The sequence below is a fragment of the Photorhabdus africana genome, assembly GCF_035181445.1.
GTDB classification, from domain to species: Bacteria; Pseudomonadota; Gammaproteobacteria; order Enterobacterales; family Enterobacteriaceae; genus Photorhabdus; species Photorhabdus laumondii.
In genome coordinates this window covers 40570-57501 of the sequence record NZ_JAXBVE010000001.1, presented here as the reverse complement: position 1 = coordinate 57501, position 16932 = coordinate 40570, and the positions used below count along the sequence as shown (strand labels likewise).

The following is a 16932-nucleotide window of genomic DNA, read 5'->3' as shown; positions in this document are numbered from 1 at the left end:
AAATCATCCTGTTGTTAATGGATAGGTATCTAGACTACTCCCTCTTTGCAAACCACGAACAGTAAATCTTTTACTATCCTTGAAAAACTTTTCTATATCGTTATGTATACATGTATCTTGTTTTCCACAAGTGTAAACATCAATGCTTATGTAGTTTGTCTCGGGATATATGTGAAATGATAGATGTGATTCAGAAAGAAGGAATAATCCAGTGACACCTTCCCCCCCATCGGTAAATTTATGACAGAGATGACCTATTATTCTGAAGCCAGATCTCTTTAGCGCTTCATAAAAAAAAGTGTTCAATGAATCCGCATCAGATAATATCTCATTATCATGCAAGACAATATCCCAGACATTGTGAAATCCACGATCGTCCAATTTGAGAGCCCCTGTTGATAATGAATAATAAGATAGACAAGTAAGGGAAGCACTAGCTTCCCTTACCTTTTATTACCACATGCAGAGACCTTGCAGGTCGCAATCATTAATATCTACTTCAAAAAGTTCCATTGCTGATTCCATGATACTTTTCCTCACAATAATTTGGTTAGTGTACCACTTCATTATTAGCCCTAATGCTTGAGCTGAATGAATCGTATGTTAGGAAATTGTCAATGTCAAAGAAGAAATATCATTTTTCAATTTATTTATTTTATTTTTCGATCCTAATCACGTCCAACTTATCAATCAGGGCAATAGCATGAGTATTTATTTCTTGCCAAACATATTAACTCCAGCATCTAATACCCTATCCAAATAGCCAATGTCCATGCTCGAAATTCTTCGTTTTCGGCAAATACTAGCTGTTTTGTCGTTTCTACCAGAAGTATATTCAGGCTTAGATGTCGCATGCACGTCAATATTTCAGAGGAATCTCCCTTGCGGGGGAGACAGAGATCTTCCTTCATGGAGACATCAAAACCCTGTGTAACCGTGCTTCTGTCCTCCAGTGGCTCCGGAACAGCAGCCGCAAAGTCGGCGCGACTGTGTTCCGCTGAACTGATGTAGTAATGATAGTCAAGTGACTCTTTTCCTATTTTATCAATATAATAACTCATTGCTGCGTCAATGCTTTTTAAGCCTTCCCATTCAGGAAACTTATTGCCACATAATGAAAATATTTTATTTTAATTATTAAAAAAATATAGCATACATATTTATTTTTCGCGTAGATACACTATAGGCATCAATATATTCCCTGCCTATAACTCTATCATGTGCAATGGAAATTTCATTGCCGTCACATTTTACACCTGATGCTACAATGAAATAATAATTCCTTTTATTTTTTCTAAATTGAAGTTGTAGTCCCGATATCTGAAACATATTTTTTTATTAAAGTTCTACCTACACTCTGACTGATACGAAAATTTCTCCCATCAGCGTTAGCAATTCGGGCAGCATATGGATGTTTTAACCGAACAGGGCGGCTATGTCCCCAACAACTCATCCGATTACATCGGTGCTCCTCGTTTGTCTGGAAATGGGGAGGTTATTACTCTTATTGAATTAGACCCAGAGAAATATGAATCAAAGGTCATCAAATTCAATTTAACCATACTTGGCAATCTGTTAACTGCTATAGATCGTTACATTGAGGAAAACAACCACCATAAAAATCGTTCTGCTTTTCTAGCTGAGTTAACTAGAAAAGAAATGGCTCATCACTAACGAATTAGGGCGGGAAACTGCTCTAAACATAAAAACCTCCACAACAGCATCTGATTTGATATTTGCTTATCGTTAATAAAATACTGTTATCACTGATAGTCTTCGATATATCCCGGCTGGAATAATTGCCATACCGATTTTGCAGGTTCCGCACAGAAATTAGAAATCAATTAATTTTGATGACTAAAAATGACTATTAATGTCGAAAGATGATTATAGCAAGCCATTTTGGAATAAATGGCCTGCTATTCTATTGATACCGCTATCCGTTACCACCAATGGTCGCGGTCATACGAATTTGACGGTTATCACTGATTTCAAGATTAGATAAAACCACTAATTGAGGCAAAGTCCTACGTAAGAAACGCGATAACAGCGGGCGTAATGCATGATTGACCAACAGCACCGGAGGCGCGCCCAACATTTCTTGGCGTTGCAGTGCTTCCGTCGCTTGCCGTTGTAAGTTATCCGCCAATCCCGGTTCCAGACCACCGCCATTTTGTAATGCCTGAATTAACAAGCGCTCAAGGCCCGCATCCAATCCGATGACCTGAATTTCCTGCGCGCCGGGGAACCATTGTTGAGCAATTGCCCGGCCAAGCGCGATTCTAACCAAAGATGTCAATTCATAAGGATCAGTTTGTCCAGGTGCATGTTCAGCCAAGGTTTCAATAATTGTCCGCATGTCTCGAATCGGCACTTGTTCGGACAACAAATTTTGCAGCACCTTATGCAAGGTTGTCAGATTAACAACATCAGGAATAAAGTCCTCGGTCAGTTTAGGCATCTCTTGGCTGACGCGCTCAAACAGTTGTTGAGCTTCCTGACGACCAAATAACTCATTCGCATATTGCGTCAACAGGTGATTCATATGGGTCGCAACCACCGTACTGGCAGCAACCACCGTGTATCCCTGAACCTGAGCTTGCTCTCTGAGGCTATCATCAATCCAAACCGCAGAGAGGCCAAAAGCAGGATCTTTCGTGATATCACCTGGCAATTCCCCCACTGCACCACCGGGGTTAATCGCCAGCCAGCGCCCCGGATGCGCTTCACCACGACCAATTTCTACCCCTTTCATCAGAATACGATAGCCCGCTGGGGCCAGTTCAAGGTTATCCCGGATATGAACTACCGGCGGTAAATATCCCATCTCCTGAGCAAATTTCTTACGAATTCCGCTGATCCTCCCCAGTAATTCACCATTCTGGCGAAAATCAACCATCGGAATCAGACGATAACCCACTTCCATACCCAAAGGATCTTCAAGCTGAACATCTGACCATGAAGCTTCTGATGTCTGTTGCTGCTCTTCTATTTTTGGTTTTTCTGCATTTATCGTCGGCGCATCAGTACGGCGATATAGATACCAGCCAAGACCAGCTAATGCCGCGGTAAATAACAGGAAAACAAAATTGGGCATTCCCGGTACCATGCCCAACAATCCGAGAACACCCGCACTCAACATCATCACTCTGGGATTGTTGAACAGTTGAGTCACCATCTGCTGACCAACGTCCTGATCCGTTGCTACGCGAGTCACAATCACACCCGCCGCAGTAGAAATAATGAGAGCAGGTAACTGTGCAACCAAACCATCACCAATGGTTAACAGGGTATACGCTTCTCCCGCATCCCCCAGACTCATACCATGTTGGGCCACACCAACAATTAAGCCGCCAACGACGTTGATAACCAGGATCATCAATCCCGCAATCGCGTCGCCGCGCACAAACTTACTGGCACCATCCATCGAACCATAAAAATCCGATTCTTGCGTCACTTCAGTACGGCGTTTCTTCGCTTCTTCTTCACCAATTAATCCAGCATTTAAATCGGCATCAATTGCCATCTGTTTACCCGGCATACCATCCAGCACAAAACGGGCGCCCACTTCAGCAATCCGCCCTGCACCTTTAGTAATGACCATAAAGTTAATCAATACCAAGATGATAAATACCACAATACCGATAGCAAAGTTGCCACCAACCAGAAAATGGCCAAATGCCTCTACAACGTGCCCGGCTGCCGCAGAACCTGTATGCCCTTCCAATAAAATGATACGGGTTGAAGCTACGTTAAGAGATAAACGTAATAACGTGGAGAACAGCAAAATGGTCGGAAATGCGGCAAAATCTAGCGTACGCCGGGTAAACATCGCCACCAGCAACACCATGATTGATAGCGCTATGTTAAACGTAAACAGTAAATCAAGCATGAATGGCGGCAATGGCAATACCATCATCGACAAAATCAAGAGGATCAATACCGGCCCGGCAAGCATTTGCCATTGCGAGCCTTTCATATTGCTCGGTAAACGAAGTATAGAGGCCAAATTAGCCATGACGATTATTTTCTCCAGCAAAATCCAGTGCTGGCGGCACTGGCAGATTTTCAGGTTTCTTCGGCTTCAAGCCGCCTTCCCGTTTCCAACGTTTCAATTGGTAGACCCAAGCAAGCACTTCCGCGACTGCCGCATAAAGTGTCGCGGGGATCTGCCCGCCAATTTCACTATGGCGATAAAGTGCTCTGGCAAGTGGCGGCGCCTCAAGTAATGGAATGCGGTTTTCTGTACCTATTTCTTTAATCCGTAATGCAATAATCCCCGCCCCTTTCGCTAATACTTTTGGCGCACTCATCGCTTTTTCATCATATTTCAGCGCAACAGCATAGTGAGTTGGGTTGGTGACAATCACATCCGCTTTCGGTACATCCGCCATCATACGCTGACGAGCAGCCGCCCGTTGTTGCTGACGGATACGCGCTTTGACATGTGGGTCCCCCTCTTGTTCTTTAAATTCATCCTTTATTTCCTGCCGGGTCATTCTCAGTTTTTTCAAATGGCTGTATATCTGATAAACAACATCGAAAGCCACCATCGGTATCAACATGAAAACCACCACATAACCGGCGAATATCAGCATTTGCATAGCATCATCCAGTGCCAACAGTGGCGGTTGAGCGATGAGCCGTAACATGGCAGGCCAGTTCATCCAAAGGAACAAAGCAGCACCAATACCGACCAATCCCGCTTTAAGTAGTGCTTTGAATAATTCCGCCAACGCATTCATTGAAAAAATACGTTTCAGGCCAGAAATGGGGTTTAATTTTTTTGGATCAAATTTGATGGATTTGGTACTGAACACTAACCCACCCAATAGCGCCGGAGCACTTAATGCAACTAACACTAATCCAGCAAAAACTGGCAGCAGAGCCAAAACAGCCTGTTGCAGCAACCTGCCAATCTGTTGAACCATCTGCTTATCATTGCTGACCATGCTGTGATCAAAGCTAAACCCTTCAAACACCATCAACGACAATTCATGCGTCATTGACTGACCACTCATCCAGAGCAAACTTAAACCACTGGTCAACATCAAGATAGAACTCAGCTCTCTGGAACGGACTATTTGCCCCTCTTTTCGCGCTTTTTCCCGCTTATGGGGCGTGGGTTCTTCTGTTTTCTCAAGATCGCTATCTTCAGCCACGGCTTTCCTTGTCAGATTTTCAAACGCTATCGATCAGAAAATATGGAATCAAATGGCGGTTAGCATGACAAAAGAGAAAAAATCCGATGGCTGGAACAATGAGAAATTTGACCGGGTATTTGCGGGATAGAGCTAGCAGCAAAAAATTCGATTTTATTTTCATTAATTTCTGAACTTTTCTATATCTCCTTAACTCAAATATATTGCATTACCGATCAATTATTACCTTTTAAGTGGTAGCGATATGGTAATTATTTTAGTTAAACAAACGATTAATGTGGTTAGTCAAAGGGAAAGTGAAGCAGATGGCAATAGGGTATTACCTGCTGGTTGGTGACAAAACCACCTGTGGCGGACAGATTATTACGGGTGATCACACCATGACATTTAATGGGCGAGCAACCGCGCGTGAAGGGGATAAAGTCACCTGCGGCAAGCATCCCGGTACTTATATGATTGTCGGCGGCATATCAGATATGTTTGATATGGGGCAACGATTAGCCGGCACATTGGATAGTGTCAGCACCTGCCCTTGCCGGGCCCGGTTTATTAACTCAGTTATGGACAGCTACGAGAAGCAGGAACAGCCTCGCCAACAAGCGGTAACACCTGCTTATACGGCGACGCAAAACTTCTCATCACCAATGAAGGAAGCAACAACAGTTCAGTCCAATCCTCCACCGGTGACACAAGTGCCGCCTCCACCGATCCCGGTATTTGCCAAATCTCGTCAACGGGGCAAAGGCTGTACCGACGCCGGTACGGAGACTGAACCGGCAAATAATTTCGGTAGGATGGGGATATATCAGGTTCTATCATCGCCCACCCCTGTCACGGAATCAAAGCCTGAACAGCCTCCGCAAGGCAAAAAACACCCGCCAGAACCGGATAAGCCACAGGATAAAAAATTACCGTGGTATAAACGGTGGTTTAGTGACAGCAAAGGTAAGGCCGAAGCCGCTGCGACTGTTGTAGCGGCAACGACCCGCAGTGCGGTAGCGGATGGCGAAGCGCTGGTGATGCGTTTCATTGGCGGTGGCGTTACCAGTGCCGGACGTTGGCTGGCGGCACCGAATCCGTTGACAGTCGGGTTAATGGGGTTGTTTTATTCATCGGGGTTAAATGAAGGCGAGGAAGATTACTTAAACCAATATCATCTTAGTGAAATTGCCAGTCAGTATGGTAAAGCACCGACCCGTGTCCGTTTTCGCTGGATCAGAGATGAAAAAAGCGGCAGGATGACGGTTCAGGGGTATCACGTCAGCCCAGAAAGTGGTCTGGATAAAGTGCCGGTTCGTATGATGAAACGGAATCCAGTCACCGGTAATTATGAGTTCTGGGAACCAGGAGAATATCGGCCAACGATTTTATGGACACCAAACGATCAGGAATTCAAAGTTCCACCCCATACCGGGAATGAGGAACAGCCGTTTATTCCGTCGCAGATAACCGTATTGCCGATCCCGGATAAAGTCGGCAGCGATATTGAATCGTTGCCAATGCCGGAAGAGAAGGATTTTCGGGATTATATTCTGGTATTTCCAGCCAATTTAGGCATTAAACCGATCTATGTGATGTTTAATACCCCTCGAAATCAGCCAGGAACAGTAACTGGTCGGGGGCAAAAAATCGAAGGCAACTGGTTAAGTCTCGCCGGACAAGATATGGGAGCTCCCATTCCTAGCCAGATAGCAGATAAATTACGAGGGAGAACATTTAACAACTTTGATGATTTCAGAAGGGCATTTTGGAAAGAGGTTGGTAATGATCCTGAGTTGTCTCAGCAATTTAATTCACATAATAAAGAGTTTTTAAAAAAGAGTTACTCTCCATATTCACCACGACAGGAACACATTGGAAATCGAGAAAAATATGAGATCCATCATGTTAAATTTATTAAAGACGGTGGTGAAGTCTATAATCTCGATAACCTTCGTGTAACAACACCAAAAAGGCATATCGAAATTCATTCAAGCAAAGGTGGAATAAAATGAAGCTAAATAAAAAGTTAGAAGATTATACAGAAGCTGAGTTTTTAGAATTTGCCAGAAAAGTATGCAATGCAGACTATGCGACGGAAGATGAAGCTAATGTTGCAGTTCAAGATTTTATCCGTTTATCAGAGCATCCAGATGGTACTGATATCCTTTTTTACCCATCGTCTGGTCAGGATGATTCTCCTGAAGGAATAGTGAAGCAAATCAAAGAATGGCGAGCCAAAAGCGGTAAACCTGGCTTTAAAAAATAGCAATTAAGTCAGTGATAAAAAGGATTTTTATAATCCTTTTTATCACGGTTAAGTAAGGTTAATACCTCACACAGCTATCATATTGGTATTGAATCGTTGCCAATGCCGGAAGAGAAGGATTTTTGGGATTATATTCTGATACTCCCCATCCCGAATATGCCGCCGGTGTATGTGTATTTGAGTAAACCGCCGGTGAAATTGTTTGAGGTGGATTTGTATAGTAATTTTGCGGGGAGACCAAGAAATGGGATGCATGCTGATCATATGCCTTCGGCTGCTGCGGTTCGGACAAAATTGAAAGTGTTATATCCTGATTTAGATAAGGATGAATTAAATCTTTTAGCAAAAGATGTTGCAGCAATTATCATTCCAGCAGAGGTTCATCAAAAATTCAGTACAACCTATGGTGGTCGAAATTCCCAGACTCAAATAGAACAGGAAGCACAAAACTTAAGAGCAGCGTTAGATCGTGATTTTAATACTATAAAACCAGCATTGAAGAACTATGGAGCAACAGAAGAGCAGTTAGAAGAAGCTCGATCTAAGATGCATAAGTTAAACCATGAGAAGGGGTTATATTAATAATGGCGGTTAATGTTGAAGCGTTAATTAATAGTTTAGGTAGAACTTATCAGGAAATTTATAGTGAAGGATTAATTCCTTATAAAACAAAGCCTAAAGGAGAACTAGGCTGTGATTATATATCATTGGATATGATAGTAGGTAAGGCAGCTAAAACTCGTAGAATTGATGCGGTTGTAAACGAAATTCTTTTAAACTCCATCATGTAAAACCGGTTAAAGATGGAGGAGCTGTTTATGATCTAGATAATCTACAAGTGGTTATACCAATACGACATATTGGAATGTATTCTGGTAAAGAGGAAAAATGATATGGAATTGAAAAATAAGATAGAATTATATACAGAGGATGAATTCATTGAATTTATGGAAGAAATTTTCAAAGAGAATATTGCAAGAACAGATGAAAGGTTAGACGTATTACTATCTCATTTTGAGAAAGTGACAGAATACCCAGAAGGAACAGACATTATTTACTATGCTACTTCTGACAATGAATGTAGCCCTGAATCAATAACAAAAAAAATTAAAAAATGGCGAGCCAAAAATGGTAAACCGGGCTTTAGAAAATAACAGATGATTGGACCGAACTATACCTTCTAGAAAATGACTAAAACGCTCGCTTTTGCCAATATCCAAACGCAAGCGATGCAAACAGTTCAGTCATATATTACCCCTTAAGTGGGATTTGAGCTTTTTGTAGAGTGCGTCGGGTGCCAGATCAACATCATTCGGCCAACACACTGCGCCACACTCATCAACACGCGCTTGGGCAAAGAATTCCTGCTCTTTCAGTGGCTCGAACATGGGTCCGAACAACCGATCCGCGATGCACACCTCTCCATAGGTGCCATCATCGAACGTCACCGCCAAGGTGTATTCTGGCTTTATTTCCACTTTCGTTACTCTGCGCATGATAATCTCTCCAGTGGTTCAATCTTGTTGAGAGGCGGATTATGGTTAATACATCCAGATCAAGATGTCAAAAAATTCACTGATAATTGGCATTTGTAATGGCCTGAGAAACAATGATAATACTATTCACCGTAGCATTAAGATTGACACTACTCAACCATTAAATACGAGATATAAATATCGAGAAAGGGAATCCTTTAGTTGGTTCATCAATCCCCAAATACGGATACCCAATATTTCCCAGACAGAACATTCACGACACTGTAGTGTGCAAGGATTAATGTTAAATGTGTTAGAGGGACAGATAGCTTATTATCTCAAAGAGAACAGTCACTGAATATTTCCTGCTTAGAAATGGATATGTTAGTAACGGCTTAACCAGAACTCAGGTTATTTAAGTTAATTTCCATCCGAAAACTCATTACCACCACTCATTGAAATTATTTTCCAATCTAAATGTCACATTAAAATGATTTCAATAGTCATTCCAACCTTTATTATTACAATAGCATATTATCTCTAATATATTTCTCCATTTTATTTTCAGTAAATTTAATATTTCATAGGCTAGTACCTGATCCCCTTCATGAGATGCTCATATCATCTTTTTATCACTCCAATGACTTATCCTGATTTATAATTACCTTCATGAATATCATAGCATTCTCGCAACTCACCAAGCACTAGCACATGTTTAATTCAATTTATCCCAAGTTAAACCTTTAATTCCTCTGGCGTTCCTTCTCTATATGGCACCAGTGTAGTCCTATCTTGCGAATCAACCGCACAATGATTATTACCGACAACAAGCATAACCAAATCGCTGGTTGCTTTAATCGCGTGATCTATTTCTCCATTCACAAAATAACAAACTCCAGGCTCTATTTTATGCTTTTCACCCGCATAAATAACATAACCCGTTCCTGCGAGGACAAATAAGATATGATGCCCTGAGTGAGTATGATTCTGCATCCCCTCATCTTTGCTGAAACGAATTAGATCAGCACCAAAGCCATCAAACGAAACTAATCCCTCGCCCGTTCCCATACTGTTAACCATTTTATGATTTCTGGCCATTGTATCGACAACAAGGTGTTCACCATTCCAGTGACAAAATCTATTTTTAATAAATTCCATATTACCTTCCTTTTATCTCTACAAATAAAATTTTATTTTAAAGTGACTATCATCTCTCTTGGTTAATTGAATTATACCCGTCATCTTTCAAGTTGCCTCTTTGTTGGCTGCACTCTCTCACCCCGGTCACATAGTTCTCTATGCTCCCGGGGATTCGCTCCCTTGCCGTCGCGATCCATCTTGAAATCCATTGGGTATAACATTATCTCTCTAGCAAATAAAAAAATATTTCCCAGTAAAATTTCAATCATCACAAAATAATATCGACAAAGAAATTAACTGGCTATTAACAATATATCAAATAGAAATATGTAATTCCATAGTAGTATTTTACAAAAGCTCACTCTGTGACAACAATCACTGTAAAACTCTTGTTTTAAATTTCTTTGTAGAAGATAACCCCGATTAAAAATAACATCAGACAAAAGTCAGATTAATTATATTGTTAAATCAGGACAATAATGGAGTTAATTAAGTTGATATTAACTCTCACTAAAAATAACTATTTCAGAGATATGAAAATGCGATTTTTTATTTTAGTTTATTAAACAAATCACGTTCCACATTAATCACCCAAACATCAAATCCTCTAACATCTCACGCAAAATATTCCTTTATTCACTGCTCACCTCTTATTACAGAGGGTGAACAGCATAAGTTGTGCCTCAAAGAAACCCCACGACCTCTGGCGAGATTGTGGGGTTTTTACCATGCTCTCTGGTTTTCCTGTCCCGCTTCACTGCCTACTGTTTTGCAACCACGGATTCATTGTGAGGTAACCAGTAACGTCGATGTTCAAAAGCATATTTGGGCAATCGAATACGCAACGGTTTCTGCCCGGAAGGCCAGCAAGTACGCCAATCTATATCTTGACCTCGTAACCATAAAAATCGAGAGTCGTCTTCTGCCATATGAAGCCATTGATGATCTTCTTTCGTTGCAGTAGACGAAGCAAAATCCCGTAACTGCTTCAAAAGATCCTGCCGTGATGTTGCAACAAACAGTGCCCGATAGGATAACGCTGCCCTGCCAAACTGTAATGTCCAGCTAACCGCTGGCAGTTCAATGCTTTCATCGTTCTCGATAAAATCCCCTAGCATAGCCACCATTTTTTGTAACGATGCCTGGCTATTAGCCGAGATGGGATAATAATACCCCTCCAAATTGGCTTTAATCTGTTGCTGCGCTTGGGTTGGTGCCTCCTCTAAAATGACATGGGAATTGCTGCCTCCCAATCCAAAAGAGCTGAGTCCTGCGAAACGCTTTTGCCCTGCCCCCACTCGCCAAGAATTTTCCTCTGTAGCCAGTTGTAAACGTGAATCCACACTATCAATTTCAGGATTCAAACGCTGAAACGCAGCGCTAGGTACAATAGATTTATGCTGCAACATTAATAAAACTTTAACGATGCCAGCTAACCCCGCAGCGCCTTCTAAATGCCCAATGTTGGCTTTTACTGAACCAATATAGCAAGGTTGTAGCGTTTCTCCTGATTCATCACGATTAAAGATCTCATTAAGCGCATTAAACTCTATAGGATCACCCAACGAGGTTCCCGTTCCATGTGCTTCAAGGTAACTGATTTGTTCCGCAGAAACGCCAGCCTGTAGCAAGCAATCTTTAACCAACGCAATTTGCTGCTCAGGGTTAGGTGAAGTCAGTGAATTAGCGCGTCCACCATGATTGACCGCCGATGCTCGAACGTATCCATAAATCGGATCCCGATCCTCTAATGCCTGTTTTTGCGTTTTCAAGAATAGACAGACAGCCCCTTCACCACGGACAAAGCCATTAGCATCCGCGTCAAAAACCCGACAACAGCCATCTTTAGATAACATTCCCGCCCGGTAATAAGCAGCCATGTTGAATGTGTTGCTCAATAGGTTAACGCTGCCAACTATCGCTTGTTGGCATTCCCCAGAACGCAATGAATTCACCGCTTGCGTCAGTGCCGTCAATCCACTTGAACACGCGGTATCAATTTGCAAACTTGGGCCAATAAAGTTGTAATAAAATGACAATCTGTTAGCCAGAAGGCAATTCAGTGTCCCTGTCGTTGCATAAGCATTTGCCATCGCCATATCGGCCGCAACCAGTTCACGATAATCATTACTGCACGAGCCAATAAAAACACCGGTCTTTGATCCTGAATAACCCAGCGGATTGGCACCGCTATCTTCGATCGCTTGCCAGGTCAGCTCTAATAGCATTCTCTGTTGCGGATCCATCATGGCCGCCACTCGCGGAGAAATGCCAAAGAATGGCGCATCAAAACCATCAATACTGTCAAGCAACCCGGCCTTTAAGGCTTTTTTCGGCAACGGAATGACGTAAGGTTTCCCGGATGCAAACCGCTGCTCGGGAATCTCTTCTATCACACTGCGCCCAGATCTTAAGATCTCCCACATCTGCTCTGGAGAATCTTCCGCCCCAGGAAGTCGGAAAGCCATGCCCACAATAGCAATAGGCATCTGTTTCGTATCTCCCGCGCTACTTATCGAGGGAGTAATGGAACTTAAATGCTCCAACAAGGCAGATTTAGCTATCCGTTGTTCATCCGAACTAAGCGAATGATATATGTGGTGCAGATTATCCATGCTTTCCTCCTTCTATGAGGCGCTGTAACCTTAATGCTGCTTCACCATCAAGACTACGCATCGCATTAATAAAGTCATCTAAGGAATGTTTATTCTCAGTCAGCTCAGTTTTGGCAGTGTCAAGATATTCAATCAATCGATGCGGCGAGCTATAACGCCAGAACAGTGTTGGCGATAATTTCCGACCGAAATGCACTGACATCAACTCTGCAAGTTTTACTGCCTTGAGCGAATCAATGCCCAAATCAGCCCAAGTGCGCTGCATCATTGATTCAGTAAAATCTTCGTCCCAATGCAGGAAATCCGCCAGCAGCGTGCGTAATTGCCCGGAAACCGATTTACCTGATTTACCTGCTATCTGATGCGCGACAGATCGTGGCCCAGACAGAGCACGAACCTGAACAATAATCTCGGAAATAAACCCAGACGCCTCTACCCCATTGAGCAGATAGTGATTAAATGCCAGAACGAGGCTCATCTCTTTATTGTGAGGCGCACCAATGAACAATGTTGACTGAGATGGCGGCACAATAACGGGTACGGCAAAGGTAGCACCATCGTTGCCGGTATAGGAGATCATCATAGGAACATCAATATCAACGGGCAGTTTTTCCGCATCGGGATCAAGTACACCATTCAAGTGTTGCCTGAACTCAAAAAAGCTCATTGTCTGCGTGCTCGGTACTTTTAACGAGCTCAAATCGCCTTTCTCATCCAGAAAAGCAATACCCAGGTTGATATCCGTATAAGTGTGGTAACGCTCTTGATCAAGCGGTCTCGAACGCAGCATCGGGAATTTTTTCAATGCCTGAGAAATCGCATAAGTGATAACCTGAAATGGCGTTATCCACTCCTGTTGCCCAGAGGTTTCCGTTAAATGATGAATAGCGTTATCAACAAGCTCAATCGGTAATGGTTTAGCTGCCCAGCAAGGTTGTACCGTAGCACTATTTAACCGTATTGCACGATTAAGACGCTGCTGATCTCTGGACAGAAAACCCACATTGTCATTTTCCGCATTGCTCTTTTCTGATGGACTGGTTTCTTCTGATATCTTAGTTTCGCGGTGCTGCTGGAGGTAATCATCGATATGACCAGGCAATAATGTCCCATGTTTTTCCGCCAGTTGACTAAGAATGTGCGGCTCAATTTGGTGCTCTTGTGCGTACTGACGGGTTTTTGGCGGAATACGCGCAGGAGGAGCGGATTTTTCAGGAACCGCCTCCACTTTCTCTATTTTTTCTGCGTCCTCCGCCACTCTCTCCATTTTCTCCGGCGGAGGCGTTAACGCGTCACTGACAGGGGAAGGCTCTGCCATCTCGCCAACGGCTCTGATGACGGCAATAGGCGATCCAACAGGGATAATATCATTTTCTGCCGCCAACCATTTTTCCAAGATCCCTTCAACATCAGATTCAATGGTAAAGGCGGCCTTATCCGTCTCCATTTCATAAACAGGTTCATCACGCTTGACATGATCCCCCACCTGCTTAAGTAACTGGATGATGACGACTTCAGTGGTTCCTTCTCCCATCGGGGGAATAAGCAACTGTGCCATAAGTTCTCCTTAGCTCATTACCGCATAGACGGAAGCCAAAATATCATCCGTGCCGGGTAAAACAGCTTTCTCTAAACAAGGATTAAAAGGAATATGAATATCTTCACGTGTCACCAGGCGCGGAGGTGCCAGTAAAGAGAAGAAATTGTCATTCTCATCCAAAATATCAGCAATAATGGATGCACCAACACTGGCCGTCCGGGTATCCTCCTGCACAACGATAAGCCGCCCGGTTTTGCGTAAAGATTCCGCAATCCGTTGTTTATCCCAAGGTACCAGACTACGTAATTCAATCACTTCAATGTCAATATTGTCTTTTTCCGCCTGAAGAGCTGCCATCGTCGCAAGCTGAGTCGTATTTCCCCAAGCAACCAGGGTAATATCCTTTCCTGCCCTGACAATATTTGCCTGCCCAAGCGACACTGGACTCACCAACCGGCGTTCATGGCGCTCTCTCATCAGGTGTTTAGGGATCAGAATCAGACTCGGCATGTCCAGACTTAACGCGGTACGGAACAACGCGACGGTATCAGCCGGTGTCGTTGGAACCAGAACGTTAATACCGGGAATATGCGCTAGGATACCGTCCGAGCTTTGGCTGTGCCATATACCACCGCCAGGAAGATAAGCGCCATAAGGAGCATATATCACCACCGGACAACGCCATTTTCCTACCGTTCTCCAACTTAAAGTGCCAAGTTGTGACTGTAACTGATTGAGACCTAGCCCAACAAAGTCAATAAATTGCAGTTCAACAATCGGGCGCCAACCACTGACGGATAACCCAACAGACGAGCCAATAATCGTGGCTTCCGAAAGAGGAGCATTAATAACGCGATCAGGATAGCGAGTGGATAAGCCACGGGTGAAACCAAAAACACCGCCTTTAGGATCTTCAATATCCTCACCAAATATCAGCACATTCGGATGCTGACTCAATGCCTCGTCCAAAACCTGATTTACCGCTTTGACCTGTGTCTCTTCGGCTTCCATCTCAACATGTACGGTAGGCTTTCCTTCACGATTGCATAAATAGGTACTGACACTTGCAGGATCAGGCTCATCTTCGTGGTAAACACGCTCAAATATTTCCGCGACATCCGCTTTAATGCGCTCTTTTTGTTCAGCCAGAGCTTGCTCGGTAATCGCCCCTTTTTCCTTTAAATAAGCAACGTAATTTTCAATAGGATCCTGTAGTACCTCCAGTTCATCCGGGGTACGGTATAGTTTGTGAGAATCTGAATTGGAATGAGAATCTAACCGATCCATACGACAAACCAATATGCAGGGCGTCCGCTCAAATCGCGCCTTATTGAATACCTCCTGTGCAACAGGAAACAAAGTTTCCGGGTTGCGGGCATCAACACGGCGAATCAAACACTCGTTAAATATTCCCAATCGATACGGAGCCATCTTCTCCGTTGAGGTACTAATACCCAATTTATTATCGGAAACCACAAAGACGACTGGCAAACGCTTTTCAACCGCAAAGCTGACCGCTTCATAAAATTCTCCCTGCCGGGTTGCCGCATCGCCAACACCACACACGACAAGCCCATTTTTATTGTCCAACACGCTTGCCCAAGCGGCTCCAGCCGCAGGAATACATTGGGTTCCGGTCAAGCTGACTACCGAGAAGATATTATGCTCTTTGGAGCAGAAATGATTCGACATGGTTCGGCCGGCCGAGTGAGAGGTGGCCTTACCCATAAGTTCCCTTGTCATTTCAACAATAGACATACCACGCGCTAATACTAATGCCCGATCACGATAGTAAGGAACCAGTACATCATTCTTTTCCATAAGCTGAGGCAACACAGCCAGCCCTTCATGTCCAGCAGCCGATACATGGAACCAAGCTCGGCCTTGCCGTGTAACTATCGCACTACGATTATCAAATTCCCGTGACAGCAGCATGTCATAAAGTAACTTTTGCTCATCCAAACAATCATTAATTGAAGGGCTGTGTTCCTTAAGAGGTACTTCACTGATCTGTACGTCTATCACTCTCTTTTTCCTCACAAATAGTTAACGTGGTAGTTGTCGTTATTGCGCTTAATGCTTGATAAAAAAGCGAACACGGGGTAGTCCCGTTCATGATTACTTGAGAGACTATAGATCCCGATAAAGAAATGAATGTAGGGTTATTGCCTACACGAATTGCAAAAGATAGAGATATACGGCCACAATTTTTAATTACGTTTATACCCGTCATCTTTCAAGTTGCCTCTTTGTTGGCTGCGCTCGCTCACCCCGGTCACATAGTTCTCTATGCTCCCGGGGATTCACTCCCTTGCCGTCGCGATGCATCTTGAAATCTATAAGGTATATACCCGTCATCTTTCAAGCTGCCTCTTTGTTGGCTGCACTCGCTCCCTTGCCGTCGCGATGCATCTTGAAATCCATAGGGTATATACATCTAACATGGGGGGAAAAATTATCTCCATAACCATAAATGGTTTCGGCTGTCATGGTATTCCCTAAATTTTTAGCATTGTCCTGAACATAATGTGACACCATTTAAAAAACTCCAACCGATGAACAACAGCCATTCGTTAAGAGTAGGGCCAACAAGCACCGGCATTTCCATGATTACAATACAATATAATCACAATACAATTAAAAAACAGGCTTTTACCTATATCTTTGAGCCCTGCAATGATAAGACATAGGAATAATTCATTACTTTACTTTGCTAAATTATTTTGATAATCAGATTTTTTCGACAAGCTCT

General features: G+C 43.2%; 14 protein-coding genes and 2 pseudogenes. 8 read left to right on the top strand and 8 right to left on the bottom strand.

Going from position 1 to position 16932, the window contains the following annotated elements:
• Positions 1-3: 3 nt before the first annotated feature.
• A complete protein-coding gene (gene speD / locus SLS51_RS00205; RefSeq protein WP_323834387.1) occupies positions 4-381 on the bottom strand; it encodes an adenosylmethionine decarboxylase in 378 nt (125 codons plus the stop codon).
• A 1026-nt stretch (positions 382-1407) separates the two neighbouring features.
• Here speD and SLS51_RS00200 point away from each other — a divergent pair.
• Positions 1408-1674 (top strand): type II toxin-antitoxin system HicB family antitoxin, encoded by a 267-nt coding sequence (locus SLS51_RS00200; protein WP_323834385.1) that lies wholly within the window; start codon positions 1408-1410, stop codon positions 1672-1674.
• Positions 1675-1936: 262 nt separating this feature from the next.
• On the opposite strand, the gene flhA is transcribed toward SLS51_RS00200, so the two are convergent.
• Together flhA and flhB are read right to left on the bottom strand one after the other, a co-directional pair.
• Positions 1937-4018 carry a flagellar biosynthesis protein FlhA gene (gene flhA / locus SLS51_RS00195; protein ID WP_323834383.1) on the bottom strand — a complete coding sequence of 694 codons (2082 nt, stop codon included), beginning with the start codon at positions 4016-4018 and terminating at the stop codon, positions 1937-1939.
• Positions 4011-5162, bottom strand: coding sequence for a flagellar biosynthesis protein FlhB (flhB, locus tag SLS51_RS00190; RefSeq protein ID WP_323834381.1), 1152 nt, complete (start codon positions 5160-5162; stop codon positions 4011-4013). The genes flhA and flhB overlap by 8 nt, the downstream gene beginning before the upstream one ends.
• Positions 5163-5467: 305 nt before the next feature.
• Between flhB and SLS51_RS00185 the strand changes: the two genes are divergently transcribed.
• The 6 genes and pseudogenes from SLS51_RS00185 (at position 5468) to SLS51_RS00165 (ending at position 8564) form a co-directional block, all read left to right on the top strand.
• Positions 5468-7156: a pyocin-S2/colicin E7-DNase domain-containing protein gene (locus SLS51_RS00185; protein WP_323834379.1), complete on the top strand. Its 1689-nt coding sequence runs from the start codon at positions 5468-5470 to the stop codon at positions 7154-7156.
• Entirely contained in the window at positions 7153-7410 is a 258-nt protein-coding gene (locus SLS51_RS00180) for a bacteriocin immunity protein (protein WP_011146157.1), read from the top strand. Before SLS51_RS00185 ends, SLS51_RS00180 begins: the two co-directional genes overlap by 4 nt.
• 81 nt (positions 7411-7491) lie before the next feature.
• The gene (locus SLS51_RS00175) at positions 7492-7992 is read left to right on the top strand and encodes an S-type pyocin domain-containing protein (protein WP_323834668.1); all 501 of its coding nucleotides are present in this window, start codon (positions 7492-7494) and stop codon (positions 7990-7992) included.
• Positions 7993-7994: 2 nt separating this feature from the next.
• Complete coding sequence (locus tag SLS51_RS00170) at positions 7995-8201, top strand: DUF6392 family protein (protein ID WP_439126825.1); 207 nt, start codon at positions 7995-7997, stop codon at positions 8199-8201.
• Between the two features lie 20 nt (positions 8202-8221).
• A pseudogene (locus tag SLS51_RS24085) lies at positions 8222-8302 on the top strand (hypothetical protein); the annotation flags it as partial.
• A gap of 1 nt (position 8303) precedes the next feature.
• Positions 8304-8564, top strand: a complete 261-nt coding sequence (locus tag SLS51_RS00165; protein WP_323834376.1) for a bacteriocin immunity protein — start codon at positions 8304-8306, stop codon at positions 8562-8564.
• Positions 8565-8654: 90 nt separating this feature from the next.
• Here SLS51_RS00165 and SLS51_RS00160 read toward each other — a convergent pair whose 3' ends face one another.
• A complete protein-coding gene (locus SLS51_RS00160; RefSeq protein WP_011146152.1) occupies positions 8655-8906 on the bottom strand; it encodes a DUF2442 domain-containing protein in 252 nt (83 codons plus the stop codon).
• 232 nt (positions 8907-9138) lie between these two features.
• Here SLS51_RS00160 and SLS51_RS00155 point away from each other — a divergent pair.
• Positions 9139-9284: pseudogene (locus tag SLS51_RS00155) on the top strand (IS982 family transposase); the annotation flags it as partial.
• A 336-nt stretch (positions 9285-9620) separates the two neighbouring features.
• Here the strand turns inward: SLS51_RS00155 and SLS51_RS00150 are convergent.
• The 4 genes from SLS51_RS00150 to SLS51_RS00135 form a co-directional block, all read right to left on the bottom strand.
• Complete coding sequence (locus SLS51_RS00150; protein ID WP_323834372.1) at positions 9621-10043, bottom strand: cupin domain-containing protein; 423 nt, start codon at positions 10041-10043, stop codon at positions 9621-9623.
• 743 nt (positions 10044-10786) lie between these two features.
• Complete coding sequence (locus SLS51_RS00145) at positions 10787-12640, bottom strand: type I polyketide synthase (protein ID WP_323834370.1); 1854 nt, start codon at positions 12638-12640, stop codon at positions 10787-10789.
• On the bottom strand, positions 12633-14198 hold the full coding sequence (locus tag SLS51_RS00140; protein WP_323834368.1) for a biotin/lipoyl-containing protein: 1566 nt from the start codon (positions 14196-14198) through the stop codon (positions 12633-12635). Before SLS51_RS00140 ends, SLS51_RS00145 begins: the two co-directional genes overlap by 8 nt.
• A gap of 9 nt (positions 14199-14207) precedes the next feature.
• The gene (locus SLS51_RS00135; RefSeq protein ID WP_323834366.1) at positions 14208-16205 is read right to left on the bottom strand and encodes a dehydrogenase E1 component subunit alpha/beta; all 1998 of its coding nucleotides are present in this window, start codon (positions 16203-16205) and stop codon (positions 14208-14210) included.
• Positions 16206-16932 lie beyond the last annotated feature (727 nt).

Coding starts and splice junctions, on each gene's coding strand:
- SLS51_RS00200 (WP_323834385.1), top strand. CDS start 1,408: ATGGATGTTTTAACCGAACAGGGCGGCTATGTCCCCAACAACTCATCC.
- flhA (WP_323834383.1), bottom strand. CDS start 4,018: ATGGCTAATTTGGCCTCTATACTTCGTTTACCGAGCAATATGAAAGGC.
- SLS51_RS00185 (WP_323834379.1), top strand. CDS start 5,468: ATGGCAATAGGGTATTACCTGCTGGTTGGTGACAAAACCACCTGTGGC.
- SLS51_RS00180 (WP_011146157.1), top strand. CDS start 7,153: ATGAAGCTAAATAAAAAGTTAGAAGATTATACAGAAGCTGAGTTTTTA.
- SLS51_RS00170 (WP_439126825.1), top strand. CDS start 7,995: ATGGCGGTTAATGTTGAAGCGTTAATTAATAGTTTAGGTAGAACTTAT.
- SLS51_RS00165 (WP_323834376.1), top strand. CDS start 8,304: ATGGAATTGAAAAATAAGATAGAATTATATACAGAGGATGAATTCATT.
- SLS51_RS00160 (WP_011146152.1), bottom strand. CDS start 8,906: ATGCGCAGAGTAACGAAAGTGGAAATAAAGCCAGAATACACCTTGGCG.
- SLS51_RS00150 (WP_323834372.1), bottom strand. CDS start 10,043: ATGGAATTTATTAAAAATAGATTTTGTCACTGGAATGGTGAACACCTT.
- SLS51_RS00145 (WP_323834370.1), bottom strand. CDS start 12,640: ATGGATAATCTGCACCACATATATCATTCGCTTAGTTCGGATGAACAA.
- SLS51_RS00140 (WP_323834368.1), bottom strand. CDS start 14,198: ATGGCACAGTTGCTTATTCCCCCGATGGGAGAAGGAACCACTGAAGTC.